Source organism: Spirosoma pomorum (assembly GCF_054776615.1).
On record NZ_BAAHBP010000001.1, the window covers coordinates 450936 to 475417 of the forward strand.

The following is a 24482-nucleotide window of genomic DNA, read 5'->3' on the forward strand; positions in this document are numbered from 1 at the left end:
TCAAGTACCATCAAGCAAAATAGAGCCAGTCAAAAGTGAAGCCGTAGTCACCTTGTACGGTCCAACCAACTGATTATTTCAACACCGAAGCTTTAGTGGCAAAGAGCTTTTTTAAGAAAAACAGATACTCGGCTTTAGACAGATTTCGACGCTCATTAAGCTCGTTATTGCACCTTACAAAATATGTTCTGCCAGGAACAAATGAGCCGTACAAGCAAAATATATGAGCCGTACAGGCAAATAGCGCGCGTCGTAAAGTTGGATTTTTGCTTCATGGAAAATATCACAAAAATTCGACTGGGTCAAAACGGTCCACTCGTCTCAAAGCTTGGCTTAGGCTGCATGCGCATGTCTTCAATCTGGGGCGGGGCTACGCCCGACGAAACCGAAAGTATTGCCACCATCCATGAAGCCATGGAGAGAGGGATTAATTTTTTGAACACGGGAGACTTTTACGGGGCTGGCCATAATGAACTGCTGATCGGCAGGGCTATCAAAGGAAAACGCGACGAGGCCTTCATCAGCGTAAAGTTCGGCGCCATCTTTCACAACGGTCAGTGGCTGGGCATGGATCTGCGCCCCATCGCGATCAAGAATTTCATCAATTACTCCCTAACCCGTTTGGGTATTGAAACTATTGACCTCTACCAGCCTAGCCGAATCGACAACAGTGTGCCGCTGGAAGACATCATTGGCACGATAGCCGACTTGATCAAAGAAGGGAAAGTACGTCACATTGGCGTCTCGGAAATTACAGCGGATCAACTTCGTAGCGCCAACCGTGTTCACCCCATCAGCGCGCTGGAGATTGGCTATTCGCTGGCCGACCGGCAAATAGAAAGTGTGCTGCTACCCACCGCCCAGGAGTTAGGCATTGCCGTAGTAGCCTTCGCCAATACGGCTGAAGGCTTGTTGACCGGTGAACTAAAAGCTCCGCTGGCCCCAAACGATTACCGTAAACACTTCTCTCGTTTTCAAGGAGACAACTTCATCCATAATCTGGCGAAAGTCGACGTCCTGAAACAAGTAGCCAGCCAGAAAGGCTGTACGCCAACCCAACTGGCCATTGCCTGGGTGAAGGAACAAGGTGATCAGATTATGCCGTTAGTGAGCATGAGTCGTCGGTCGCGCTTGCCAGAGAACATTGCAGCGCTGGATATTATATTTACCCCAGAAGAGATGAACACCTTAAACGCCACGTTTGCCATCGGTGCAATACGTGGCAGCACTTACTTACAGCGCTAAATGGACAGTCCAGCAGAAATCCTTCCAGGCGTTATCTTCTATTCGTATCACTCGGCTGAGCGGAAAGAGAAAGTGTGTTTATGGAACCACCATACCTTGATACTGCAGGTTTCAGGACAGTTTATCTTGGAAACCTCCGGGCAAACCGTTTCGATGAGTGGGGGAGACATGTTGCTGATCGGCAAAAATCAACTGGGTACGCTCACTAAAACCCCGCCATCCGGAGGCAACTATGAAACCATCGTCATATCGCTGCAGGAGGATCTCTTACGCAGGATTGCGTTAGAAGAAAAGCTTCAAGCAAATCAGACCTATATTGGTTTGCCCAATACGTTAATTCCCTCTAATGACTTTTTAAAAGGCTATTTTCAATCGATTGTTCCCTACGCCCGTAGCTCGGGAGCGAGCCTGACCGACGCACTGGGTATCCTCAAACTGAAAGAAGTCGTCAAATTACTTTTGCTTGCCCTGCCCGAGCTTGGCGACTTACTATTTAACTTTTCCGCCCCTGGCAAGATCGACCTGGAGAAGTTCATGCTCAGTAACTTCCGGTTCAATGTTCCCATTGAAAAATTTGCGCAGCTTACCGGCCGCAGCCTGGCGGCTTTCAAACGCGATTTTGTGAAAACTTTTGGTGCTCCGCCCCGTCATTGGCTACAGGATAAACGGTTGAGCGAGGCCAAATATCTTATCGAAACCAAACAACAAAAGCCCTCGACGATTTATCTCGAGCTGGGGTTTGAAAGTATTTCACACTTTTCTAATTCCTTCAAGAAAAAGTTCGGGAAGGCGCCAACTGCCCTTACGTATGGCCATTCGCCAACGTAAGGGTTCAGGACTAGTCTCTTCGAATCCCCAGTTCTTGGCTACGCTACATGAATGCCCCTTGGCTCACGGGGAGTCTTGTTGGCGATAACTACGCAAGTCGTCGTACAAGAAACGGTTAAAAAGGATTAGCTACTACTTGAGATCAATTGATCTTTTTCCACTCAAAACGCTGGCCATTCTCCTCAATAACACAGCCAATCACTTGGCCTGCGGCATTACGTCGGAACGTCACCCGACTGTTGTACATCCGGGGGAAAAAATGGTCCGCACTACTGGCAAACAGGCCTAATTCCGGTAGTTGATTTTTATGGTGTCCCAGCGAGTATAAGTGTCCATCCCGAAGAACAATATCCGCTCCATAACCGCTTGGATGATCCGCTACGTAGCGACCGACGTACTGCGTTAATAGCTTCGGCTCCAACAGCACCTCCTGCTTAGGTAGCCACAGATCATCAGCCATCCCAAACACAATCACCGATAAACTTTGTACAACGGGAAAGATTGAATCGGCATAATTACCAAAATTATTGAACAGGACGATAGTGAGATCCTCCTTCGGATAGTAGACGAACTCCGCCATAAAGCCTGGATAGCCACCACTGTGGCGCAGGTAAGGTCGGCCCCCAAATTGATCGTTTTGCCAGCCGTAGCCGTAACCGCTTAGACGGGGGGTAAAGGCCAACTGCCAGGAATGAGCCGATAGCAGTTGTCGGTGGGCAACCGCTTTGGCCCACCGCAGCATATCGCCGGTTGTGCTGTAGAGGCCGCCCGCGGCATATAAAACGGTTGAGTCTGGGTGAGGATAGGGCGAGTAGTAACCCGCCGTCAAGGTGTCATAACCCCAAGCCCGGTTTTGAGTGGGTAGATTGATAAAATCGAAGCCCGACTGACGCATGCCCAGCGGCTGCAAGATCAGCTCGCGCATGGCCTGTTCGTAGGGTTTACCGGTGACTTTCTCAATCACCAGGCCCAACAGAAAATAGCCTGAGTTACAATAACTGAATTGCGTACCCGGACTAAACGACAAGGGTTTATCCCGGATGATGTCGACGATACGTTGTTTGGGCACGGGATGGCAGACCAGCGCGGAGTCTGCTTCATCGATCAACTCCGTGTAATTGAACAAGCCTGATGTGTGAGTCAGTAATTGGTGGATGGTGATCGAATCCCCCTTGGCAAAACCAGGCAGGTACTGACTTAATTTGTCGTTGACCGATAACTTGCCCTGCTCCTGTAACTTCAGAATCAACGCAGCCGTGAAGGACTTGGTAATGGACAACAGGGGAAAACGGGTGGCAGTATCATTAGGCGCTTTGGTGGCAGCATGGCGCACCCCATATGCTTTTTGCAGTAAGACCGTTCCCCGGTGAAGCACCAGGGCAGCGCCATTGAAGCGGTCGGCTTGTTGAGCCGCCGTTAGGTAGTCATCTAATCGTTGGGGGATCGAGCCTGAGTCTGGAGACTGAGCAGAGAGCGAAAACAGGGGCCCCAGGATCGTCAGGAGCAGCGAACAAATCGTCTTCATACGTGATTACTTTTGGCTCGCAATACCGCCATGAATACCCCCAATAGCTACTCAAATCCGGATTTGAGCCTTATTTTTTACCGGCTGCTCGTTTTGCAGGTACTGTTTTGGGGTCAGTCCTGTCACCCCCCGGAAGGCCCGCTGGAAGGTCGCCTGCGAATTGAAGCCACACGCGAAGGCGATACCCAGAATCGTTGAGGTTTGGTAAGCCGGATCGAGCAGCTTCGTTTGAACGGCGGCCACCCGGTACTCATTGATAAAGGCGTTAAAGCTTTTGCCCAGGTGCTGGTTCAAGGCAGCCGAGATGAGTTTGGGGGCCACCCCCAGGTGCTTGCCAACCCGTTCGACACTCAGTTCGGCATCCAGGTAGAGTCCATCCTGCTGCATCGCTTGCCGAAGCTGCTGGAGGGTTGTCTCGATCAGGGGAGCGGGCCAGGCCGAAGTGGTGGCCTTCCGTTCCTGAGGTTCGCCCGTACGTAGGGAGTGGAGATAGCCACGCAGCCCAATCCAGTAGATGAGCCCGGCCAGGGGAATGTAGAGGGGATAATAGCCCACCTTACTAAGCAGGGCATCCCGAAAAGTCGGCAACTGGTAAGGAATTAGAAAAAGAAGCCACAGGAGTTGAAAGCCACACCAGACGCTTAAAAGCGAGTGCAGCCAACGCAGCTGAACGTTTCCTTCGGTTGAGGGGGATAGATTAGCCCGTTTATGCCGGTTTACCAAGCGCAGAGCTAAACCCAGGTAAATCGTTAGGGATAGCCAGCCCGGGATATCAACCAGGGTATCATAGCTATTTTTAAGGTCGGCCCACCAGCCTCGGTTTGCATAGCTGGTCAGGTTCAGCCACAAGGCGATCAGGTAGACCCAGACAATGCCTTGTTTGCCGATGTCGAGTAGGGCGGTCAGAAAGTGGAGCTGTTGCCGACGGCCTAGCCGGAAGCTATCGTCAAGTAAGGTCTGGGTGTAGAAATAGATGATTGGCCCGATGGGCATAACAATAATCAGGGGCACCACATCGATCAACAGACTGGTCCACGGGTTTAAGGGTACGCCAACGGAAAAGCAGGCCGCGGCTAGTAATGCCATTAGCGTGGCTAATAACCGGTTGGCGAGGGGACTACCCTGCCGGTTTCGCCAGAGAAGAATCGCCAAAATAATCCCCTGTAGAGAACCTAGTAGAACAAGAAGGTCGAAGACAGAGACATTCATTATCGAGCACGCAGGAAGTACTACTTCTCTAAACGGGATAGTCTGGTCTACCTACTTAATTTCAAATTTCTTTGGAGAAAATTGGTAGCGGCCTTCACCGAGAAGTAATCGCTTTAAGCCCTTTACGTGGGACGAAATACTCATGACTGCTGATCAGGGAAACTGTCTGCTTCTAACCCTGTCTTGACGACTATCAATGATTTCACCTACTAATTATTTTGATCATCGGATGATCAGTCAGGATGTCTAGGATCATGTCAAAATACGTTTCCCCTTGACCACGCTCCAGCGCTGCTAGCTTTTCTTGGAACAGTTTTTGGTTGTATGGCGATCCGGGTCTGAGCTTATCCAGATAGTAATCTCGAGTGGTTTGGTAACCTAGCGCTTGTCGGCTATGGTCCATATGGTGCCAGATAATTTCAACCGATTCTGCGCCTTGTAAAGCGCCATAGCCTCCGTACAATAAATCCCCAAAGGCATCTAGACTCTGGGCGATCAACCAGCTTTCGTCCGCCATGAAGACTCGGTTGATCTCCTCGTAAAAGGAGGCAATGTCATTAATTACGTTCCCCTCGATCTCAAATTGTTTGACCATCGTTTAATGCTGAACCAGTAAGTACTAGAGCTCTGGCTGGATTAGGAGTTACTCCTTTCAAAATACATAAAAATCAAGTTGGCGTCCCCAGCCCATCTTATCCCGGCTTATTGTACCAATGTACACAAAACGTAGCGCGTTACCGAACCAATTTTGGTATGAGGATAGGCTGTTTTGGATCAGAACAGCAGGAGTTTCTCCACATGAAATTTTATGCCCCGCTATAGTCAAAAAGCAAGACCTTAGTTCGCATTACGAATCAAGGTCTTACTTTTTGATCGTTAAGTATATTGGTACCTGTACACGCTGATACGAGCCGATTATATTTTAGCCAAGCTTTCCGGTATTTTTAACCTTATTCATCGCTGATCTAGCTTCATCCGCCAGCCGGTCGGCTTCTTTAAGGGCCTTATCCGCTTCTTCGTCAGCTTCTCTAGCTTCTTTGGTTGCCTGATCGGCGTATCGGCTGTGTTCGTCCTCCTGCATCCCTACGTTGGCTTTGATGTTACTGACGGTTTCTCTGGCCTGGGTCTTTGTTTTATCCCACTGATCTTTTAAGTCTCGGGTCTGGTCACCGACCGAGTTAGTGATTTGTTTACGAAGCTCCTTCCCTAATCGGGGAGCAAACAGTAAACCGGTGACTACACCAGCCACCAGGTACAAATTCTCAATTACGTAGAATATGTGCTCGGCAAAGTTGGACGTATTGATTTGTCCTGAACACTATCAGCTACTTTGGTTTTCTCTCATCGTATCTTGTCAATAGAAACTACCAGAACCGGCCAACAAACAGGCTATAATCATTAACTTGGTAGATGTACGCGTCCCAGATTATAAACTGCTCCGAGCCGTAGACCTCTGTGCTCTAATGAATATCAGTAGTCCGGCAGGTCGATACCTTCTTTTTCTTCCTCGGCATCGTTGGAAGTGAATAGACCGACTACCTTCTGAACGGGTTTGCTAGCCACAATACCAGCCACCGTATTGAGCACTGACACGCCAAATTTCGTTTCGGGGTACACCAGTTTAGGGGTGCCCGGCGGCAGTTTCTGCACCTCCTCTACGTAAGGGCGCATCAGCTTTTCGTAGGCCGCAAAGGCGTCCTCGTACCGTTCGTGCCGCGATAGTTCACCAGCCAGTACGTAAGCTCCCACGATGGCTAGGGTCGTCCCTTTTCCGCTAATGGGCGTTGGGCAATAAGCTGCATCACCAATCATCGCCATTCGCCCCGCTGACCAGCGCGGAGCTTTGATCTGACCGACTTTATCAAGGTACAGGTCATTCGTTCCATCGATGGCCTGACGGATGCGGTCGGCTTCCCAACCCGCACCGGCCAGTTTGGTTTTCAATACGTTTTTCTGCTCATCAGCCGGACGTTGCTCGTAGCTTTCACTACTATCTTCCAAGAAAGCCACCGACGCCCGGATAGTACCTTTGTTGTCAGGGCGGAGCATGAGCACCCGGCGATCGACAGCGGTGTACCAACGCCACCAGTCGTTATCGTTTTCTTGCCGAGGAATGGTCATGTAGGAGACGTAAAGGCCCAGCGACTTGAACTGAGGTTCGTCACCAAACATAAGCTGCCTGGTCTTCGACCGGATACCATCGGCCGCGATGACTAGATGAAACGTTTCGGTTTTGCCGCTGGCGAACGTTACTGATACATCGTCGGGGTGCTGATCCAGGGCCGTTATCGAATCGCCGAAGCGGTAATCGACGTGCTCCTTCGAGCAATCATAAAGAATCCTGACCAGGTCGCCCCGCAGAATTTCCAGTTCACGGGTTCCAGTGATCGATGCATCTTTGGGGAACTCACCCGCTACCTGGCCATCCTGCCCGATAATCTGCAAACCAACTTCGGTTGTATTTTGGCCCAAAATAGCGGCCTCAATGCCCATTTTTCGGACTATCTTCCGGGCCGGACCATTGACGTCGATATTCTGCCCGCCTAGGCGCAGGGCCGGTGACCGTTCGACAACGGTAACGGCAAATCCGTATTTGGCCAGCCAGAAGGCCATCGTCGGGCCGGCAATGCTTGCTCCGGACAGCAGTACTTTCTTGGCTACTGATGTAGGCATAGGTGAAAGTTTAATATTGGCTTACAAAGAATTATGGCTTTACGTCTGTTGTCATTGGCAAACAACAAAATAACCATTTCGTATCATTATTGTTTATCTAGTACGAAATTAAAGTAATTATGTCTCAACCATCGGCTATCCCCGTTCTGACGGCCTGGGAGCGTTTCTGCGATGATCAGCCGCAGGGCAGTCTCCGTGAGTTTGCCGGCTGGCTGCTCAATCACCTTGACCCGTTGCGTCAAGCCCCTTCCCTACCCGACTCCGAACCCATCATGAAGTCGGGGAAGCGGCTGTCGGAAGCGTTCGACAACGAGGATTTTTTGGCTGGTTTTTATATCGGGCGACTTAGCCGGTACGCCAAATCCTACGGCAAGTCGATTATGGCCGAGCACGGTTTTGCCAGCGCCGACGAGTTTCTGTTTTTGTCGCTGATTGCCCGGATGGATCAGCCGACCAAGAAAGAAGTGTGTATCGCCAACGCAACGGAACTCACTACCGGCATGGACATCCTGCGCCGGCTGGTCAAAAACGGGCTGATTCAGGAAACTCCCGACGAGCGCGACGGCCGGGCCAAACGCTTATTGCTGACCCACCAGGGACAAGCCATGATTGATCGGATTTATGCGCAGTTCGAGCAGATTCCCAACAGCGTTATGGCCGACCTGGACGAGATAGAGCGCCGGCAGTTTATCCAAACGCTGAAATACCTCAACAACTACCATTTCCAGTTCTACCAACCCTGATGCTGGTGAGGCTACGGTAATTCCTCGATTCCTGTACGTTGGCCCATACAGCCGCACCCGTCCGCTCTTGCCTAATAATAAGCAAGGAGTGTTTGGTTAGAATCTGGCTGAACCGGGACTGGCAATACTGGCAACAATGATGAACCCAGTCGGCGGGGTAGACCTAGTCGCCAGTTCCTTATTGAGAGGAAAGGGCGGCTTAGGTGGACTTCAGAAAATCTCTCGCTACTAAGCAGGTAACCAACACGGTTAGCTACTAGAAAGCATTGTCTCTAGAATTCTTCTTTACAACATTTAGTCAACAATAAACAGCTGTGGACAGTACAACCACCAGCTTCAAAGCGGCTTGTTTAAACCGTTTTTTGTCGTAATACCGCCGTTGGAGGGTAACCGTAATACTTCTTAAAAGCAAATGAAAAATGGGACAGATTTTCAAAGCCCACTTCAAGATATATGTCGGCTGGTTTCCGTCGGTTTTGGGCTAGGTGGTAATAGGCTAGCTCTAATCTCTTTTGAGTTAGCCACTTTTGTGGTGTGGTATTAAACGCTTTCTGAAAGTCCCGCTTAAAGGTATTCAAGCTACGCCCGGTCAAATGACCAAATTTGTCCATCGTCATATTAAACATAAAATGCTTTTCCATGAAGTCGGCAAGGTCAATTTTGCCTGGATCAGAAAAGTCGGACAAGACATCATCAATTTCGCTATCCAACGTGCGTAAAATGGCTATTGTCTCCTCCAGCTTTAAGGAAACAAGGTTTTCTGGTAATTCGCTGGCTAGCTCAAAATAGGGCTCCAAAGAGGCAAATACACTGTCCAACAACGGATGCTTTGAAAAGGACCGGATTTTGTGCGTGTGCGGTTTTAGGGATTTAAAGCTGTCAGCAGCGTATAGCTTCTTCAACTTTTCGGTCGTGAAAGTCATCATCACTGACCTGAATAGCTCCCCTCCCCTAGGCTTTTTAGTGATCATGGAGAGCTGATTTCTGGGTAGCAACACCGTATCACCGGCCACAAAAGAGCAAGAATTATCTGCTTGAGTCACACTCATTTCGCCCGAAATTATTCTTACCAAGGAGTGGTGTTTCAAAATAATTTCTCGTCGTAGATACTGCTCCTCCAAACACGACAGAACAATATCGGCATAGTTATTTTGTTGCTTCTGTGCCATACTATCAAATCTACCGAAGCCAAACTAGAAAGACCTTACCAAGCCTTTTTACTCCGCTACCCTAAAAATGCCAGTTCTTCTAAAGATAGCGATATGTGAGCGGCATTCATATTTTCAACCAAATGCTGGATTGACGTTGTCCCCGGAATAGGCAGCATGGATGGCGATTGATGAAGCAACCAGGCAATGTTGAGCTGTGCTTCAGAAACCCCTTTCGACGTAGCGAGTTCCTTCATTTTATATTGCTCAACAGGCAACGATGTCTGAAGGGAAAAGAACGGGATAAAGGGTATTTGGTGTTGCTCACATAAGCTCAGTACCTCCCCCCCCTGAAAGCCATAAGCACTGGCGGGATCCGTGACCCGTTGCGTATAGCTGTACATATTTTCAACACTGGCCACTTTTCCCATGCTGATGGCAGAGTTAAACTGGTCAACGGTTGCATTGGTTAAGCCTAGATGCTGGATTTTACCCGCTTCTTGTAAGGCCAACATGGTCACCCATCCTTCTTCAAAATTGTCTGAACTGTTGACGCCCTGACCAAAATGAACCAAGGTCAACTGCTCGAGCTTCAACTGTTTCAGATTGTTTTCCACACTCGCTCTTAGTTCGTTTGGCTTGCCGAAAGGCAGCCAGCTTTTATCATTTCCTCTTTTGGCACCAACCTTTGTAGCAATAATCAGGTCATGCGAATAGGGATACAAGGCCTCTACCAACAGTTTATTTGTAACCCCAGGTCCGTAAAAATCGGCTGTATCAAAAAAATTGACTCCCAGCTCAGCAGCTTTTCTCAGCAGAGCAATAGCTCCTTGCCGATCGTGAGGCTCGCCCCAGAAATCATTACCTGTTAGACGCATAGTTCCATAACCGATTCTTTTGGCAAGCAGTGGGCTAGTCGAGTCAGCCCCAATAGCGATTGTGTTTTCTTGTCTCATTATCAACGTTTTAATGAGACAAAAGTAACTAGTTCCCTGACGAGTGATTTTGTTTTAAAGTCCAACTTTACGTTGTTCTAAAGCCCATTTTCATCCTGAATCATGTTAGCAAACCTAATTCAGGGTGAGAATACGTTGAAAGAAAACTTGCTTATTTGAGCCGATCCAAGTCTCATAAAACCCTCTAGGGCACTTACACGAAACCCAGGCGGACTTATTCAACGCTATCAGTCAAACCATCAATTGTAATCTGGCAAAGCAATCTTTTTCGAATCGCGTAGGTAAATCTGGTTGAACGCCTTGCGCAACGCTGGTCTACCTGCTAGCCACATTAAAGCGCGAAAGATCCGTAAACCTAGTTGGCTGTGGGGCCATAGAAAGCGTACAAACGGTTTAGGAACACTTTGACCCTCTTTGACAAATGGTCGCATGATCCGCTCGTAAGCCGCGAAGGCCGCCACGTGATCGTCCGTCTTGCTTAGCTCCCCGGCTAACACATAGCCCCCCACGATGGCCAGGGTTGTTCCCACCCCTGACAGGCCAGTCGGGCACCAGGCCGCATCACCCGTCAGGACAATTCGACTTTTGGACCAGTGCTTCATGCGCACCTGTCGAAACACATCAAAATAAAAGTTGTCGGTCTCAGTCATGCCTTTCAGGATACGCGGGAGTTCCCAGCCATCCCCCGCAAATTGCCGACGCATAAACGCTTTCTGTTGTTCAACGTCCCATTTATTCTCACCAGCCGGCTTCTTATGTACACCGAGATAGACGTGAAGTTTACCATCACGACCTGGCTTTAGGGTCACACCCCGCCCCCCGATTGTGTTATACTGACGCGCAAACTCGCTATCCGTTTCTTTTTTTGGTATATCGAAAAAGGCAACCGTCAGATCCATGGAACGAATCTGGTTCTCCCCTGGAAAGATCAGCTCTCGAGTCGAAGAGCCTACGCCCTCTGCCACCACAACAAGATCGTAACGCGCTTGTCGACCCGTGGTGAAGGTAACCGTAACGCCCGAATCATCCTGCTCAAACGCCGATATACTCTCACCAAAAACGTAATTGGCCTGCTGACGGGCGGGCTCATAGATAAGCCGGGCAATATCACCCCGCATAATCTCCAGCTCGGCGGTCGGTCCTTCGGCACCTAAATCGGCAATTGCGAACCGGGCGATGATGTTATCATTGTCATCAACCCAGTCGGTCCCAACTTCACCCGTGTTTAAGTCAAGCGCAGCCTGTTCAAGTCCCATACGACGCAAGACTTCCCGTCCGTTACCCCGCACGTCAACGTTCTGTCCACCTTCACGGAAGCAATTGGCCTTCTCGACGACTGTTACCTCAAAGCCTTTCCGCGATAGCCACCAGGCTACGGTGTTACCGGCGACACTAGCACCAGCCACCAGTATTTTCTTGCTTCTCATAGTTTGATCCATCTGAGCGATATCTGTTTTTTTACTTTAACTGCGATATGACTATTTAGTTCGGAACAAAAAGAACCAAAAGCGCAAAAAAATTACTGCTTCTGTTTTTTCTCCCATTCAACGAGAGCAGTTTCCATAGCCCCGAACATGTGATCGGTAAACTCTTTGGCTTGCTGCAACACTTGATTGGCTTCAGGATACTGATCTGAGCGTATGGTCAAGGCTTTGTCGATGACTTCGACTAAGAACGGTCGCTGCGTGCGAACGATAGTTTTCATATATTCATACCAAGCTGCTTTGTGAACTCTAAAGTAGCGCTTTCGATCACCGCTCACCGTAAAATAGTCGATCAGCCCCCTTGATTGTAGTAATGACAAGCCGTTACTGACCGAGCTCTTGCTAAGGGTGAGTGTTTGTTGCAACTGCTCAAAGGTTAGGTAAGGTGGATCGGACAGCAACAACAGAGCAAACAGGCGGGCGGCCGCTGGCGGAAACCCGTCCTTCTCTGCCTGGACTCCCATTGTTTCCACTAATTCTAATAGCTCCTTCTGCCCGTTCATGGGGCAAAATTAACTATTCGTTTCCGATAAAAGCTAGATAGACGGAGTTGACTGTTGTTACCACTGGTCAACGCTATCAGGCCGAATAAAAGGCTGCCGGACAAGCAAAGCTACTGTCAAGATTGTAGATCAGTCAAAGCTGATAAGAGGGCACTGACGGGGATGTTAAGCCAATCGATTACAAAATAAGAGCACGCTCTATCTCCTTAAGTACTCTTACGTCAGACATTTATCGGTGGAGTATTAGGCCTTCTGGGGCACATACCAGGATGTCCCCCAGAAGGTCACGATCAGTGAACGAATGACGTTATAAACTCCAGGCTTGTTGTCCAGGTGAGGTCCTTATACCGTTCATTAGCTAAGTGGCTGTGCTGGGTGGTGAACATTGAATACATGTATTGCCCCTGTTGCCATCTGGCGTACAACTCGTTTTCTCCTGCTGGATAAGCAGCTCGCTGGTTTTTTATAAATTGAGCGAAATCGTCAAGGCTAGACAGCTGGTGAAGCCTAAACTCCTGGCCCGTTGCCGCCTTTACGTCCTGCCACAGCATCGTAGGGCTAACCTGAAAACTGGCAATCTGTAAGTCTCTGGGAGCCTCCTCGTCCAGCGCCACTTCGGCGGTGAAGGCGGCCGTATCATCCATAGTGGTGAAGTCCAGTTTCCAGTCTGCCTTATCGCCCCAGTATCCGATACTCTTCTCTTTCAGGTTCAGAATTGGTGTATTATATTGGAGTATGTCAGCAAAAGCCCCGTTAAAAATCGAAGAAGCCTGTATAGGCGTACGATCGAGATAGTCTCGAAATGCTCTGCGTAAATCAAAATTCCGGTTTTCGCCCGGCACCAAATCCGTATAATCGGTGCAGAAGTCGGAAGGAATAAAGCGGGAAACACCGGCCTGAAGGGCACCATCCAGAATCTTTTTCTGTAAGTCAACAATCACATCGCCCAAACCTGCCAGGGCAGACACTACACAACTGGCATCCCTACTCGCTCTGGCAAGAGCCTCGACACTGTCCAGATTGACTTCCTCCACGGTAGCTCCCATCTGCTCCAGTGCTTTAATTTTCTCGGTATCGGTGGCCGTTCGAACCACCGCCCGTACGTTCGCTCCCCGTTGGCGCAATTCGCGGACAATCCGGTTACCTAAATTGCCGGTACCACCGAATACAACAATCGTTTTGTTCATGGTTGATTCATTTTAACGTTTTTATATACTTCGTTAGGCCAGGAAGCCCAAAACGGCATCGAGCACCTGGGTAGGCTGCTCTTCAAACAAATAATGACCACTTTCTAGGATACCAACCAGTTGCAGGTCCTTAGCTACGTAGGGCAACCCCATCTTCATATAGTTATAACTGATGTAGCTACCAATCCCTAATACCGGCATCGTTAGCGGCTGATAGGTTTTTGCATCGTCTATATCCTGTAGAAACGTTTGATACCAGCCATTCGCTGCTCGAATGCTCTCCGCGTCATTGTACGAAGCAGCGTACACCGCTCTTTCCAGAGAAGTCATCTTACTATCGTCAAGCATGACATACTGAAAAAGCCAGTCGAGTAAATACTGGAAACGTCCAGCCAATAGCTTTTCCGGTAACTCCTTCACCTGATTGAACCCCATCCACCAGGCGTAGGGTCTATCGGCATCCATTTTCTGATTAAACGTACCCGGCGCGGTAATCAGGCTCATCTGCAACATGCCCTCGCCCGGATGCGACCCATCCAGCACAATCAGCTTTTCGGTGAACTGGGGATAGTTAAAGGCAAAGCTCATGGCGACCATCCCGCCAATGTCGTGGCCCATGATGTGCACTTTCGGCAAACCCAGTTGTTGCAACAGGGCAACAACATCGGCCGCCATTGTCTTCTTATCGTAGCCAGACTGCGGTTTATCCGAGCTTCCCATCCCTCTTATGTCGACAATAAGGACACGGTAGCTTTTAGCAAGTTCCAGCGCAACCGACTGATACGAATACCAGGTCTGCGGCCAGCCGGGTAAACAAACCAATGGCATGCCATTACCGCCTTCTACGTAGTGCAGGCGAACCCCATTGACCGTTGCATACTGATTGGTAAAACCAGGAAAATTATTGATTAATACTTCGTCCGAATACGGATTCTGAGGTTCCCTTTGGTGTTGGTCGTGTTGAGTCATCGTTGCTTGTTTTGATGGCTCAAAACTACAAGGGCAGTAGCCTGGCGAAACTACCAAATGGTAGGGAATGACGATCAGCGAATTTTCTTACGAATCCGGCTTAGGGCGTTGGGGGTTATGCCCAGCACGGCGGCTACCTGCTTAACGGGTGCTTTCTGGATGAGCTGAGAATTGGCGAGGAAAGCCAGATACCGTTCTTCGGCGGAGAGCGTCTGGAAATTCATGATCTGATCGATCATTCGTATGGTGGTTGCCTCCCATATTTTTCGACCGAACTCTTCCCAGGCCGCTACCTGGCCATACAAAAAGTCCATGTCCTTCTTGTCAATTACGATCAGCTTCGTTTCGTCAATGGCTTCAATGGTGAATCGGGAAGGCTTTTGGGGATGAAGGCTGGAAATTTCCGTAAAAAACTCCTGCTCAAACATCACCCAGGTAGTCATCTCCTGGCCCTGGAATTCATAAAAAAAACGGACGCCCCCCGATACAATGAAGAAGTATTGACTGGCAATCTGTCCTGTTCTTAGCAGCAGTTTGTTTTTGGCAATCTGTTTTTCACGGCATCGGGAAAGCACCAATTGCAAATCCAGCTCGTCGATCCAGATGACACTTCTTATAAATCTCACAAATTCTTCCATTGTGCTCCTTCATTTATTGGTTTGCGATGACTGCTCATACAATGCAAAAGCAGCATACGTTTTTGTGCTTGTTGCCTTAAACACTGATTAATCAGTAACGAATAAATCTGTTCATGTCTTTAAGCACTAAACAGCCTCAATGGATCGCGCCATTCTCACTGTATTTCTTTCGCAATTGACTGATGTAAGCGATACTCCTGGCAGAAAATAGAAACGGCTTGCTGGCATCCCGTTCAGCGGCCTTTTGATAGAGCAGAAAAAAGTAAAATGGATCGTTTATGCGCTTGACCAGTTCCGCCTTGAGCCCGTTTTTTTCAATGTAATGAGCCATGTACGTACCAGGCACATGCCCCCCCGTAAAGACAGTACCCTTCAGAAATTGGCGGACGGTAAATGTCGATCCGCGACTGGCCGTGAGCTGCAGTAAAGAGTCAATCTGGGGTAGTATCGCTTTGCCTTCCTCATAAAACGTCTCAAAGTAGCGCTGAAACGGAAGCAAGACAGTATCCTTTTGAGTCATGTACTTCTTATCAATCAGATCAGCACTCCCCTCGTTCAGGGTGATCTCTAGCAGGGCAACTACCTGCTCATCATTGGTTGAGATCTTATTATAATCCAGCCGGGGGCGAAGAATGTGATGCAACTCGTGCCCCCCCAGTACACCGTAGTGGTTTTTATCATTGAGGTAAGCGCACAGCAGGGCACAGATGATCCAGTTATTTTCCGCGTGGGCATCGTAGTGGATCGGTATGATGGAAAAGAGTTGCTGTGGTACTTCCCGCTGGGCACTTGGGGGCAGAACGGGGTAGGTGTAGCGGTAACAGGCCGCGAAATAAACCGCTGGATTGTCGCTCAACTGCCGCAGGTAAGCCCGCATACCAGGCTCATTTTTCTTATATTGGTAGAGGATATACGTCAGCCAGTACTGGGTTGAATCTTTCAGCCTGCTTTGCAGGATCGCTTCGTTCTGGGGCATATAAACGATCTGCATGGTTCGTCGGTAACGCTCGTTGTAAGCCGGATCAACGCCCTGGTCTTTGAGATAGATTTGAATGGCCTTGTCCTGCATAAATGTATTCCAGGTCGCCCGGTCCAATGTGTCGCCCTGCCGGAGCTTATCGGTGATCTGGAAGTAGCGAGTACAGGTTGAATCGATCAGAGACTGAGCGAGTGAGGGCAGGGTAAGCAGCGTCCCCAGTAATACGAGAAGTAGTTTCACGCCAAAAGCAGCTAATAAAAGAAGGCAAGTTACCGCCAGGTAACGAGATAACCAGCTAATATTAACGTCGGATCGTTCGTCAAAACCCGAAATGATATCAAGCCGGCGTACCGGCCATCATCGACCCAATAATATAACCCATGCTGCCCAGAAGAAAGGCGCAGGAACAAACGCCAGGCAAGCGCCTAAGAATGATAATAACCGCCGTGTGGCATTCATGCTCTCAATACTACACAGGTCCGGCAAGAATTACGCTCAGCTGGCATCCGAACCAAACCGGAATGGCTATCGAACGTCAAGAGGGGACGAGTTTTGGGCTACTTAGATCATGGGGCTGCTCAAGCGGAAAGCAATTTGGTGGAAGCCTAAACGCAATCGCCATTAATTCTAAACACGTACGTAACTTTGTTTAGTTACTTAGCCTGATTCCCTAACCCAGTGGTGCCTGTGGACGACGACCAGCAGCCTTTTGACTCAACCAAGAAACTTACTGAGCGACTTGATATCGACTTTGCTCTCCAAGCGGCCGGACTTGGTATTTGGGAAGTCGATCCCGCTACCAATCTTGTCGTCTGGGATAACCGCTGCCGGGAGCTGTTCGGACTAACCAAAGATAACGACCTGCCTTATGAACAGGCCATTCAATATATTCATCCTAGTGATCTTGATCGGGTCAACCAGGCCGTTCAACGGGCCACGAAACCTGAGTCGGGAGGTATTTACGATGAAACCTATCGAACCATAGGTGCCGACGATGGAAAGCTACGCTGGGTTCGCTTTACGGGCAAGGCCTATTTTACGTCAGCGGGTGAGCTGCAACGCTTTTCCGGTGTGGCTCAGGACGTAACGCTGCAAGTACTGGATCGTCAGCAGATTCAGGAAAGCCAGCAGATGTTGCGAGCGGTGATTGACAATATCCCCGAAAGCCTGTCGCTTTGCCTGCTGGTGGGACCGGATTTTATTATCCAGGCGCCCAACAAAGCCTTTACGGATACGCTGGGAAAGGGTAATGATATCGAGGGAAAACCGCTGCAGCAAGTAATGCCCGAACTCGCAGGACAGCCCTTTCTTCACCTGTTAACTGATGTGTACACCACCGGACAAACCTACCAAAGTTTTGGTGTCCCTGCCCTGATTGATCAACAGGGTAATTCGGTTCAACAGTATTTTAATGTCTCTTATACCCCTTTACGGGATACCTCCGGCCGTATATACGCCATAGTAAACGCTTCCTTTAATGTTACTCAGCAACTGCTGACCCAGCAAGCGCTGAATCAGCAGCAGGAGCAGCAGCGCTTTCTGTTGCAGCTTTCCGACTCGTTACGTTCCTTGAATGACCCTCTGGATGTGTACTACCAAACGGCTTGTCTGGTTGGCGAGTATTTGGGAGCGAATCGGGTCGGCTATGCCGAAGACCAGGGCGATGGGAACACGATTGTGGTGTTACGTAATTACGTCAATGGAGTAGCTGATTTACAGGGCACTTACCAGTATGCCGACTACGGCCCCCTACTAGCTGAGTTTCTGGCGGGCCGCACGGTTGTTCGGTCTGATATTGCTCATGACCCTATGCTGACCCCAGCCGAGAAGGAAGCCCATCGGGTGCTTCAGCTAGGGGCTACTCTGAACAAACCTCTGACAAGGAATGGCCGATTGGTGGCCGTACTATTCATTCACTACCAGGAAGCCCATACTTGGTCGGATGACGAGCTTAGCCTACTGGAGATGGTGGCCGAGCGACTGGTGGCAGCCGTTGAACGGACCCAGGCGGAAGCCGTAGTGCGGCAAAGCGAAGGGCGCTACCGCCAGTTGTCGCAGGAGTTGGAGAGCCTGGTGCAACAGCGTACTCAGGAGTTAGCCGAGTCCAACGAAAAATTGGCGATCATCAATGAGGAGCTCACTGCGAATAATGAAGCGTACTCGGTCACCAACGAAGAACTGGAAGAATCTAATTCTCTGCTAAATCGCTCCAACGAGAATCTTCAGCAATTTGCCTATATCGCTAGCCACGACCTGCAGGAGCCGCTGCGCAAGATCCAGCAGTTTGGTGATCTGTTAAAAGCTCAATACGCCGACCAGCTGGGCGATGGGATCACCTTTCTGGAGCGGATGCAATCCGCGGCCAGTCGTATGTCTACCCTGATTCGGGATCTGCTTACTTTTTCCCGCATTGCTACCCAGCGCGATACCAGCACGCCAGTCGCTTTAGGTGACGTTGTCAGCCGGGTGTTGGTGACCCTGGAGCTGACCATTGAGCAGGCGAAGGCCGAGCTTACCGTCGATCATTTGCCCACGCTGGCTGGCGATGAAACTCAACTGGGGCAACTGTTTCAAAACTTACTCAGCAATGCGCTCAAGTTCCGTCGCCCAGACAGGATGCCCATCATCCGAATCCGGTCGAGTGTGGTGAACGACACCGACTTGCCGACGTCGGTGAAACCGGCTCGCCCGGCCAGCCACTATTACCGGATCGATGTGATCGACAATGGGATCGGCTTCGATGAGAAGTATCTGGACCGCATCTTTGACGTATTTCAGCGGCTGCATGGCAAGAATGAATTTGCCGGTACGGGTATTGGGTTGGCCATTTGTGAAAAGGTTGTCACCAACCACGGGGGCGCTATTACGGCGAGCAGCCAACCGGGTCAGGGGGCTACATTCAGCGTGTATCTGCCTGCCTAATCCGGTCGAACCAACATCGTTTTTTGCTTTACCGGTAGGCAATATTTTTTTGCAGAGAGGCTTGCCAGCAAAAACCACCTGTCCATCAGCAACAGCCAGGGTTACTGATAGACAACGGCTCGTAACGTATGAGTGATCGACCAGGCGTTTGCCTAGTTATTTACGGTTAACCGCTTTCGCGGAGGACCGTCCTTCTACCCGGTCGAGCCAGTTGGCGGACCCAACCCTGGTTTATTCCGGCCTGATAAAATGACCGGACCCGCCAATCAATATTGGAAAACAGGACGTAACAGTAGGAGTCGAGCCATAACGGAGAGGCTCCCAGAAAGGGCGTTCGGCGCTATCTAGCTAGCTTGTTACAAACCCTTCCTTCGTTTCATAGTTTAGCTACAAATCATTTTCCTGCACTCCCATGGCTAATGATAATGACCCTGGTGTCAACCTTAAATTTCAGCAACCAAACAAGGCAGACTCTGCTGGGCCAACGGACTTTCCCCGCCCATCCGACGACCAATCAGGATGCCGAATACATCGTTTTTGTCAGGGACAGAAAAACCGGTGATACTGCTTACTCTACGATTGTTGTCAAAGCACCCGTTGACAAAGAAAGGCACCTGATTCGGATGCCTGGCGGAGATTATAAAATGAAGTTTTGCTACATGGCAACGGGTGCGCTTCCAGCCAACCCCTCCAGGAAGTAGCTAGACTACCCACTCTCGGATCGTACACTACTGAAACAGCTTGACTAAGAGTCAAGCTGTTTCAGTAGTGTACGATCCGAGAGTGGGTTCAACAACGTTGCCTGTTTTTACAAAAATTCAAACTGTTAGCTGGTCGGAGTTGCCCCCCGCTGATCTTCGTTGGTCTAACGATGCGGTTAGACGTACCTCACTGACAACTTTCTGAAGCGAATTAGATCGGCTTAAGGCAAGTAATTAACGGGGATAGATGACCTTAAAACGGCCGCTTACACTCGCCGAAGCCGGTAGATTAGTCCCTCTTTTTTCGTACAACGGTGCGTCAACAATGGTATAGGTGCCTTCGATTAAGTCGGGGGTAACGCGCTGTACGTTGACCTGCCACTTTGTTGTTGAACTGGCTAGTAAGTATGGCCTGATGCTCCAATAGTCACCGTTGGGCTGATTATTGAAATTCTTGGCAAACGTAAGTTTGACCTGGTCACCTGTGTAGGTGCCTACCCCCGTAAAGTTGGGCCAGACGATGGTGATCGCATTGCTGCCCGTATCCGAATAGGTAGTGCCAGCCGCGTACTCAATCTGGGTCGGCGACTGAGCGGATCGGGGGCGGTAGAGCGAAATGGACTGCGAGTCGACCGACTTGGTTTTGCCCTCATAGGTAAACTCGCTGACGGGTGTCTTGATAGCGAATTGGTTGATCAGCACCTGAGTCACCGTTGGGGGGGCCAGGTAGTTGGTCGGCGTGCTGGCTGGATGGGCCCAATAGCCCCCCGCTTCAATCTTGCGGCTCATGTTGGTGTAGTCCCAGAAGGGCTCCCCCGCCGACTGGGTCCGTAAATTCAGGTTCTCGTTGATCTGATTCTTGATCCGGAGGTTGAGTCGCTCCTGAATCGCCCCTTGTTTTTTGATGGTAAAGAAAAACTCGATATCGATGTACTCAGGCGTGATGGCCGTAATGCGCATCTGGTTGTTCGGGTCGGCCAGGTTGAGAACATCCTGACCGATCTGACCTGGCCCCCGGGGAATGCGGACGTAAGGGATGAAGGTGTAGGGGTCGTCTTTGGAATCACCATTGTCGGAGGCAACGTCATAGACCCTGTAGTTGCGGCCGGCCTCGAATGGACCTCTGATAAACATAATGAATTGGTACTGGGTGTTGCGGGCATCCAGAAAAAGGGCGGTCGCTTTCGTACCGACGTTATCTAATCCGGTCCGGACTTGCAGGGGGAAAGCCTGATCGGGGCCGAAGTTGACGGGCTGGCCATCGACGGAGCCGACCATCGTGCCGTCAATGTCATCCAGGATACTGTTGCGTATGCCGGGCGAGCCGGTAAACAGATAAGGGCCGTTCTGGCTGGCAGTAGCCGTTTTGGTCGGCGCAATTACGTCATCAACTTGCTCAGGCGACTGACAAGCCAGCAGCGCCAGGGTGAGCGCGCTGCTTAGGCAAAGGGGAATAGATAATGGGCGCATAACGATTGAGAATTAAAAGGTTGAACAGAGTATGAAAAATCATTGATGGAGAGCCGCGCCCACCGGTAGGCACTGTCGGCTGTCTGTCGAGGTCATAGACAGGCAGACGTTGATCGATTGTTGCACACGGCCAAATTATTTTCGCTTGGGCGCTATGCCTATGTCTCTTTGTCGAAAAAAATGATGGGTCATGCAACAGGTGGTTGTGCTTTTCCTGTCTGTAGCTATGCCAGCGGTCACCCGACTACGCTGATACGACGAATCCCCATGCATTTTATCAATCGATACGTCTGGATTGGCTTGCTGCTCGGCTGGACCAGTAGCTGTAACCGCTTTACGGATCAGCAGCCAACGCCCGACACGGGTCCTTCGGCCGTGACTGGCCAGGCGATTGCCCGGGAATATCCTCAGGTTCAGAGTATGCTGTTCACGACCCTGGTGGCTAATCAGCTCTGGCAGGCTGACTTTACACAGCAGCGCCAACGTTACCAGGCACTGGTTAGTCCCGGGCGACTGATAACGGTTGATCAGTTAGTTGAAGGAACACTTCCTGATTCGCTCACGCGTATTCTACGGTCGACAGCGGTCGCGGGTGGTACGTTTAGTAATCCTCGTTCTCGCCAGTATACTGGTTGGTACACCACTCCTCGCCTGAGCGGACCACCCTCGTACGTATACGCTGATTACACCTGGCAGCAACAGGCTTACACGGCCCGTTGGTATATTGTCCGGTCGGGTTCCAGCGCGCCATTCTATTACGCCGAGCTGCTACCGTTCCAGCAGGCCAGCTATGAAACCAATACCCTGACTGACCTGCCGGAATCGATGCAGTCCATCCTACGTGAGCAGGGTTTGACGTTTACGTACGCGACGATTACCATTGAAGGTTTTAATAAGCGGCAGTATACGATATGGGTAAACCGCCAGAATCAGGCCTGGGAACTTACCTACGATAACGCGGGAGAGGTAGTTGCTGCCACTAGCCCTCAGGCAACGCAGCAAATTCGGCAGATCGATCAATTACCATCGGTGATTCAGACGTATCTGCGCCGGTCCGAATTGGCTGGCTTTGATTTGAACCAGTCGGGGGCCTTATACGGCTATACCACCCGCCACACCTACGGCTCGCTGGACACGTATCGGGTGAGTCTGATCAAGGAAAACCAGGGCTGGCTGTTCGTATTTTCGGGCAATGGTCAACTTATCAGTCGATCCTTTATGACAACTAGCTACTGACAATCGGCTCCCTTCCTAAACAGTACCCTTCATCCCTGACCCGTCTTCGTACATGGCGCTATTCGGTCATAAGTCTTACCGAACTCTTACCGAACTGGTCATAGGTTGTCAGCAGGGGCAACCGCGGGCGCAGCGGGCGTTTTACGAACGGTACCAGGCGCAGATGCTGGGGGTTTGCGTCCGGTACGCCCGGACGGTGGCCGAAGCGGAAGATATCTTTCAGGAAGCGTTTGTCAAAGTGTTTGCCCATATCGACGAACTGGTCAAACCCGAGTCGGCTGACAGTTGGGTGAAATCGGTTGTGGTGCGCACGGCGATCAATTATTATCACGGCGTTACCCGCCATCAGGAACACCTGACCAGCTACGAGGCTATCAGCGAGCCACCTGCCAGTGATGATCACCTGCCGCTGGTGGCCGGTTACGACCACGAAGCCATCCTGGGACTGCTAGCCCGTCTACCCGACGCGTACCGGCTAGTTGTCAATCTTTACCTGATCGAAGGGTATACGCACGCCGAGATCGCTCAGCTCACCAATGTTCCCGAGGCTACGACCCGCTCCCGTTTCAGCCGGGCCCGCCAACTACTCTTGACACTCATTGATCAACATGGCCTCAAACGACATGAATTTATGGGATGAAGATCCCGATGAGCTGCTGCGCCAGGACTGGCAGCAGGCATTTGCGGGTTTTAAGGTGCAGTCCAGGCCTGCATTGCGCCAGCGCATCCTCCGCCGGGTAATGGGCCCAAACCGTCCCAAAATGACGGCTTGGCTGGTAGGAAGCCTGCTCCTGTTGCTGATCAGCACTGCCCTGGTTTACACGATTCGCCGAATCAACCGCCCCGCGTCGGGCCAAAGCCGTATAGCCAAAATTCAGCCTGCGGTTACTGGTCATTCGGAACGGGCTACTGCTCATCAACCAGCGACACCGGATAGGGTGGCTAGACCAACAGACCAAGCTCACACCGGTCCACGGAGCAATAGGCCGGGGACTAGTCAGCGGCTAACGGATCATCAGCCAACTGTAACCAGTGCAGAAACCGCAGTCGTAGACGGTTCATCCAGACGTAACAGGCTGCTACCGAATCGAAATTCGCTTCGTCTACGCGCGGGATCAAAGCTGTCGCTGGCAGATACTCATCGCCCAGGTCAGCCCTTGGCCAAATCGTCTCGTTTTTCTCATCCACGCTTTCCAGTTACGTTGGCTCCCTCGCTCAACGCCAGCCATCGTGAGTGGACAGAACCTTCGGAGGAACATCTGGGTAACGACATTGGTAATCCTACGGTTGAGGCTCATGTGTTAGTTAATCCGCCAGCAACCTCGCCCGTCGTGGTCGCGCGGCTTACCTCCCCGGCAATTGCTGCGCTCCCCTCCTCACTGCATGCGCTACCCGACCGCCTTCCCACTAATAAATCCGTGGCCTATCCGGCTGATGCGGTAGAGAATCGCGTTCGCCGGAGCAAACAGTGGTTTGTCGAAACGGTGCCGCTGAGCAGCTTCCAGTGGATGAGTACCACGTCTACGTCAACCGTCCATCTCTCACAAGTCAATGCCCCGGCGGCTTTTTCGCCAGCTACCTGGGGGTATCAAATCAACGGGGGCGTCCGCTGGCAGCGCTGGCAGGCTTATCTCTCCCTAGGGCAACTTCGGCGCTGGGCTTATTACACGGTCAACGAGAACCGGTTTCGCATGGATTTTGGTCCAACTAACTCCTTTCAGCAAGTCCAGGAAAAGCACATAGTGGCTGAAAATGTCGCCCTGCCGATGGTGGGTGGTGGCCTAAGCCAATACCGCTTCCTGGGGCAGGGCCGTTACTCGGTCGAGCTGGGCGGTCAGGTCGCATATTCGTTAATAGATGGGCAGACTCTGGCCAGTTTGCGGGGAGGAGCTGGCCGTCGACTGCCCCTAAGTCCACATCTTGAGTTACAGGCTGGTTTACTGGTTGAGTACGGGCTGACTCGATTGATGAGCGAACAGCAGCAGTTGACCATTCACCCCTTTGTGGTAGGCGTAAGTGTCCGACTTCGACCCCGGCTGAATCCACCGAAGCGGTGAAGTATAAGG

22 protein-coding genes are annotated in these 24482 nt (G+C 50.7%); 8 read left to right on the forward strand and 14 right to left on the reverse strand.

All coding sequences use genetic code 11. The features are described from left to right. Window positions 1-273 precede the first annotated feature (273 nt). Together ACYVAD_RS01835 and ACYVAD_RS01840 are read left to right on the forward strand one after the other, a co-directional pair. On the forward strand, window positions 274-1245 hold the full coding sequence (locus tag ACYVAD_RS01835; protein WP_461137760.1) for an aldo/keto reductase: 972 nt from the start codon (window positions 274-276) through the stop codon (window positions 1243-1245). Further along, window positions 1246-2073: a helix-turn-helix domain-containing protein gene (locus tag ACYVAD_RS01840; RefSeq protein WP_461137761.1), complete on the forward strand. Its 828-nt coding sequence runs from the start codon at window positions 1246-1248 to the stop codon at window positions 2071-2073. A 142-nt stretch (window positions 2074-2215) separates the two neighbouring features. On the opposite strand, the gene ACYVAD_RS01845 is transcribed toward ACYVAD_RS01840, so the two are convergent. The 5 genes from ACYVAD_RS01845 to ACYVAD_RS01865 all read right to left on the reverse strand — a co-directional run bounded on the left by ACYVAD_RS01845 (window position 2216) and on the right by ACYVAD_RS01865 (window position 7480). After that, complete coding sequence (locus ACYVAD_RS01845; protein WP_461137762.1) at window positions 2216-3598, reverse strand: serine hydrolase; 1383 nt, start codon at window positions 3596-3598, stop codon at window positions 2216-2218. A gap of 51 nt (window positions 3599-3649) precedes the next feature. Continuing rightward, window positions 3650-4807, reverse strand: a complete 1158-nt coding sequence (locus tag ACYVAD_RS01850) for a helix-turn-helix domain-containing protein (protein ID WP_461137763.1) — start codon at window positions 4805-4807, stop codon at window positions 3650-3652. Between the two features lie 202 nt (window positions 4808-5009). Further along, window positions 5010-5402, reverse strand: a complete 393-nt coding sequence (locus ACYVAD_RS01855; protein WP_461137764.1) for a barstar family protein — start codon at window positions 5400-5402, stop codon at window positions 5010-5012. Window positions 5403-5729: 327 nt separating this feature from the next. Further along, on the reverse strand, window positions 5730-6056 hold the full coding sequence (locus tag ACYVAD_RS01860; RefSeq protein ID WP_461137765.1) for a YtxH domain-containing protein: 327 nt from the start codon (window positions 6054-6056) through the stop codon (window positions 5730-5732). Window positions 6057-6277: 221 nt separating this feature from the next. Then, window positions 6278-7480, reverse strand: coding sequence for an FAD-dependent monooxygenase (locus tag ACYVAD_RS01865; RefSeq protein ID WP_461137766.1), 1203 nt, complete (start codon window positions 7478-7480; stop codon window positions 6278-6280). Window positions 7481-7599: 119 nt separating this feature from the next. Here ACYVAD_RS01865 and ACYVAD_RS01870 point away from each other — a divergent pair, with 119 nt between their 5' ends. Then, window positions 7600-8223 (forward strand): MarR family winged helix-turn-helix transcriptional regulator, encoded by a 624-nt coding sequence (locus tag ACYVAD_RS01870; RefSeq protein WP_461137767.1) that lies wholly within the window; start codon window positions 7600-7602, stop codon window positions 8221-8223. Between the two features lie 350 nt (window positions 8224-8573). On the opposite strand, the gene ACYVAD_RS01875 is transcribed toward ACYVAD_RS01870, so the two are convergent. The 8 genes from ACYVAD_RS01875 to ACYVAD_RS01910 form a co-directional block, all read right to left on the reverse strand. Continuing rightward, window positions 8574-9392, reverse strand: coding sequence for a helix-turn-helix domain-containing protein (locus ACYVAD_RS01875; protein ID WP_461137768.1), 819 nt, complete (start codon window positions 9390-9392; stop codon window positions 8574-8576). Window positions 9393-9448: 56 nt separating this feature from the next. Continuing rightward, window positions 9449-10327 carry an aldo/keto reductase gene (locus tag ACYVAD_RS01880; RefSeq protein WP_461137769.1) on the reverse strand — a complete coding sequence of 293 codons (879 nt, stop codon included), beginning with the start codon at window positions 10325-10327 and terminating at the stop codon, window positions 9449-9451. A 239-nt stretch (window positions 10328-10566) separates the two neighbouring features. Beyond that, entirely contained in the window at window positions 10567-11754 is a 1188-nt protein-coding gene (locus ACYVAD_RS01885) for an FAD-dependent monooxygenase (protein WP_461137770.1), read from the reverse strand. A 92-nt stretch (window positions 11755-11846) separates the two neighbouring features. Then, window positions 11847-12314 (reverse strand): GbsR/MarR family transcriptional regulator, encoded by a 468-nt coding sequence (locus tag ACYVAD_RS01890; protein ID WP_461137771.1) that lies wholly within the window; start codon window positions 12312-12314, stop codon window positions 11847-11849. 290 nt (window positions 12315-12604) lie between these two features. After that, window positions 12605-13501, reverse strand: a complete 897-nt coding sequence (locus ACYVAD_RS01895; RefSeq protein WP_461137772.1) for an NmrA family NAD(P)-binding protein — start codon at window positions 13499-13501, stop codon at window positions 12605-12607. Between the two features lie 33 nt (window positions 13502-13534). Next, a complete protein-coding gene (locus ACYVAD_RS01900; protein ID WP_461137773.1) occupies window positions 13535-14470 on the reverse strand; it encodes an alpha/beta fold hydrolase in 936 nt (311 codons plus the stop codon). A gap of 74 nt (window positions 14471-14544) precedes the next feature. Then, window positions 14545-15096, reverse strand: coding sequence for a Crp/Fnr family transcriptional regulator (locus ACYVAD_RS01905; RefSeq protein WP_461137774.1), 552 nt, complete (start codon window positions 15094-15096; stop codon window positions 14545-14547). 148 nt (window positions 15097-15244) lie between these two features. Further along, complete coding sequence (locus ACYVAD_RS01910) at window positions 15245-16327, reverse strand: DUF5700 domain-containing putative Zn-dependent protease (RefSeq protein WP_461137775.1); 1083 nt, start codon at window positions 16325-16327, stop codon at window positions 15245-15247. Between the two features lie 447 nt (window positions 16328-16774). Here ACYVAD_RS01910 and ACYVAD_RS01915 point away from each other — a divergent pair, with 447 nt between their 5' ends. Continuing rightward, on the forward strand, window positions 16775-19009 hold the full coding sequence (locus tag ACYVAD_RS01915; RefSeq protein WP_461137776.1) for a PAS domain-containing sensor histidine kinase: 2235 nt from the start codon (window positions 16775-16777) through the stop codon (window positions 19007-19009). Window positions 19010-19443: 434 nt separating this feature from the next. Continuing rightward, window positions 19444-19710 (forward strand): hypothetical protein, encoded by a 267-nt coding sequence (locus ACYVAD_RS01920; protein ID WP_461137777.1) that lies wholly within the window; start codon window positions 19444-19446, stop codon window positions 19708-19710. A gap of 234 nt (window positions 19711-19944) precedes the next feature. On the opposite strand, the gene ACYVAD_RS01925 is transcribed toward ACYVAD_RS01920, so the two are convergent. Next, the gene (locus ACYVAD_RS01925) at window positions 19945-21180 is read right to left on the reverse strand and encodes a hypothetical protein (RefSeq protein WP_461137778.1); all 1236 of its coding nucleotides are present in this window, start codon (window positions 21178-21180) and stop codon (window positions 19945-19947) included. Window positions 21181-21447: 267 nt separating this feature from the next. Here ACYVAD_RS01925 and ACYVAD_RS01930 point away from each other — a divergent pair, with 267 nt between their 5' ends. From ACYVAD_RS01930 to ACYVAD_RS01940, 3 genes are read left to right on the forward strand one after another with little or no spacing between them, the layout of a single operon-like run. Next, window positions 21448-22416, forward strand: a complete 969-nt coding sequence (locus ACYVAD_RS01930) for a hypothetical protein (RefSeq protein ID WP_461137779.1) — start codon at window positions 21448-21450, stop codon at window positions 22414-22416. Window positions 22417-22468: 52 nt separating this feature from the next. Further along, window positions 22469-23056 carry an RNA polymerase sigma factor gene (locus tag ACYVAD_RS01935; protein WP_461137780.1) on the forward strand — a complete coding sequence of 196 codons (588 nt, stop codon included), beginning with the start codon at window positions 22469-22471 and terminating at the stop codon, window positions 23054-23056. After that, window positions 23040-24473 (forward strand): hypothetical protein, encoded by a 1434-nt coding sequence (locus tag ACYVAD_RS01940; RefSeq protein ID WP_461137781.1) that lies wholly within the window; start codon window positions 23040-23042, stop codon window positions 24471-24473. The genes ACYVAD_RS01935 and ACYVAD_RS01940 overlap by 17 nt, the downstream gene beginning before the upstream one ends. The last annotated feature ends 9 nt before the right edge of the window (window positions 24474-24482 follow it).

Bases quoted from the DNA above. Each gene is read 5' to 3' on its own strand.
- ACYVAD_RS01835 (WP_461137760.1), top strand. From the start codon at position 274: ATGGAAAATATCACAAAAATTCGACTGGGTCAAAACGGTCCACTCGTC.
- ACYVAD_RS01840 (WP_461137761.1), top strand. From the start codon at position 1,246: ATGGACAGTCCAGCAGAAATCCTTCCAGGCGTTATCTTCTATTCGTAT.
- ACYVAD_RS01845 (WP_461137762.1), bottom strand. From the start codon at position 3,598: ATGAAGACGATTTGTTCGCTGCTCCTGACGATCCTGGGGCCCCTGTTT.
- ACYVAD_RS01850 (WP_461137763.1), bottom strand. From the start codon at position 4,807: ATGAATGTCTCTGTCTTCGACCTTCTTGTTCTACTAGGTTCTCTACAG.
- ACYVAD_RS01855 (WP_461137764.1), bottom strand. From the start codon at position 5,402: ATGGTCAAACAATTTGAGATCGAGGGGAACGTAATTAATGACATTGCC.
- ACYVAD_RS01865 (WP_461137766.1), bottom strand. From the start codon at position 7,480: ATGCCTACATCAGTAGCCAAGAAAGTACTGCTGTCCGGAGCAAGCATT.
- ACYVAD_RS01870 (WP_461137767.1), top strand. From the start codon at position 7,600: ATGTCTCAACCATCGGCTATCCCCGTTCTGACGGCCTGGGAGCGTTTC.
- ACYVAD_RS01875 (WP_461137768.1), bottom strand. From the start codon at position 9,392: ATGGCACAGAAGCAACAAAATAACTATGCCGATATTGTTCTGTCGTGT.
- ACYVAD_RS01880 (WP_461137769.1), bottom strand. From the start codon at position 10,327: ATGAGACAAGAAAACACAATCGCTATTGGGGCTGACTCGACTAGCCCA.
- ACYVAD_RS01885 (WP_461137770.1), bottom strand. From the start codon at position 11,754: ATGAGAAGCAAGAAAATACTGGTGGCTGGTGCTAGTGTCGCCGGTAAC.
- ACYVAD_RS01890 (WP_461137771.1), bottom strand. From the start codon at position 12,314: ATGAACGGGCAGAAGGAGCTATTAGAATTAGTGGAAACAATGGGAGTC.
- ACYVAD_RS01895 (WP_461137772.1), bottom strand. From the start codon at position 13,501: ATGAACAAAACGATTGTTGTATTCGGTGGTACCGGCAATTTAGGTAAC.
- ACYVAD_RS01900 (WP_461137773.1), bottom strand. From the start codon at position 14,470: ATGACTCAACACGACCAACACCAAAGGGAACCTCAGAATCCGTATTCG.
- ACYVAD_RS01925 (WP_461137778.1), bottom strand. From the start codon at position 21,180: ATGCGCCCATTATCTATTCCCCTTTGCCTAAGCAGCGCGCTCACCCTG.
- ACYVAD_RS01930 (WP_461137779.1), top strand. From the start codon at position 21,448: ATGCATTTTATCAATCGATACGTCTGGATTGGCTTGCTGCTCGGCTGG.
- ACYVAD_RS01935 (WP_461137780.1), top strand. From the start codon at position 22,469: ATGGCGCTATTCGGTCATAAGTCTTACCGAACTCTTACCGAACTGGTC.
- ACYVAD_RS01940 (WP_461137781.1), top strand. From the start codon at position 23,040: ATGAATTTATGGGATGAAGATCCCGATGAGCTGCTGCGCCAGGACTGG.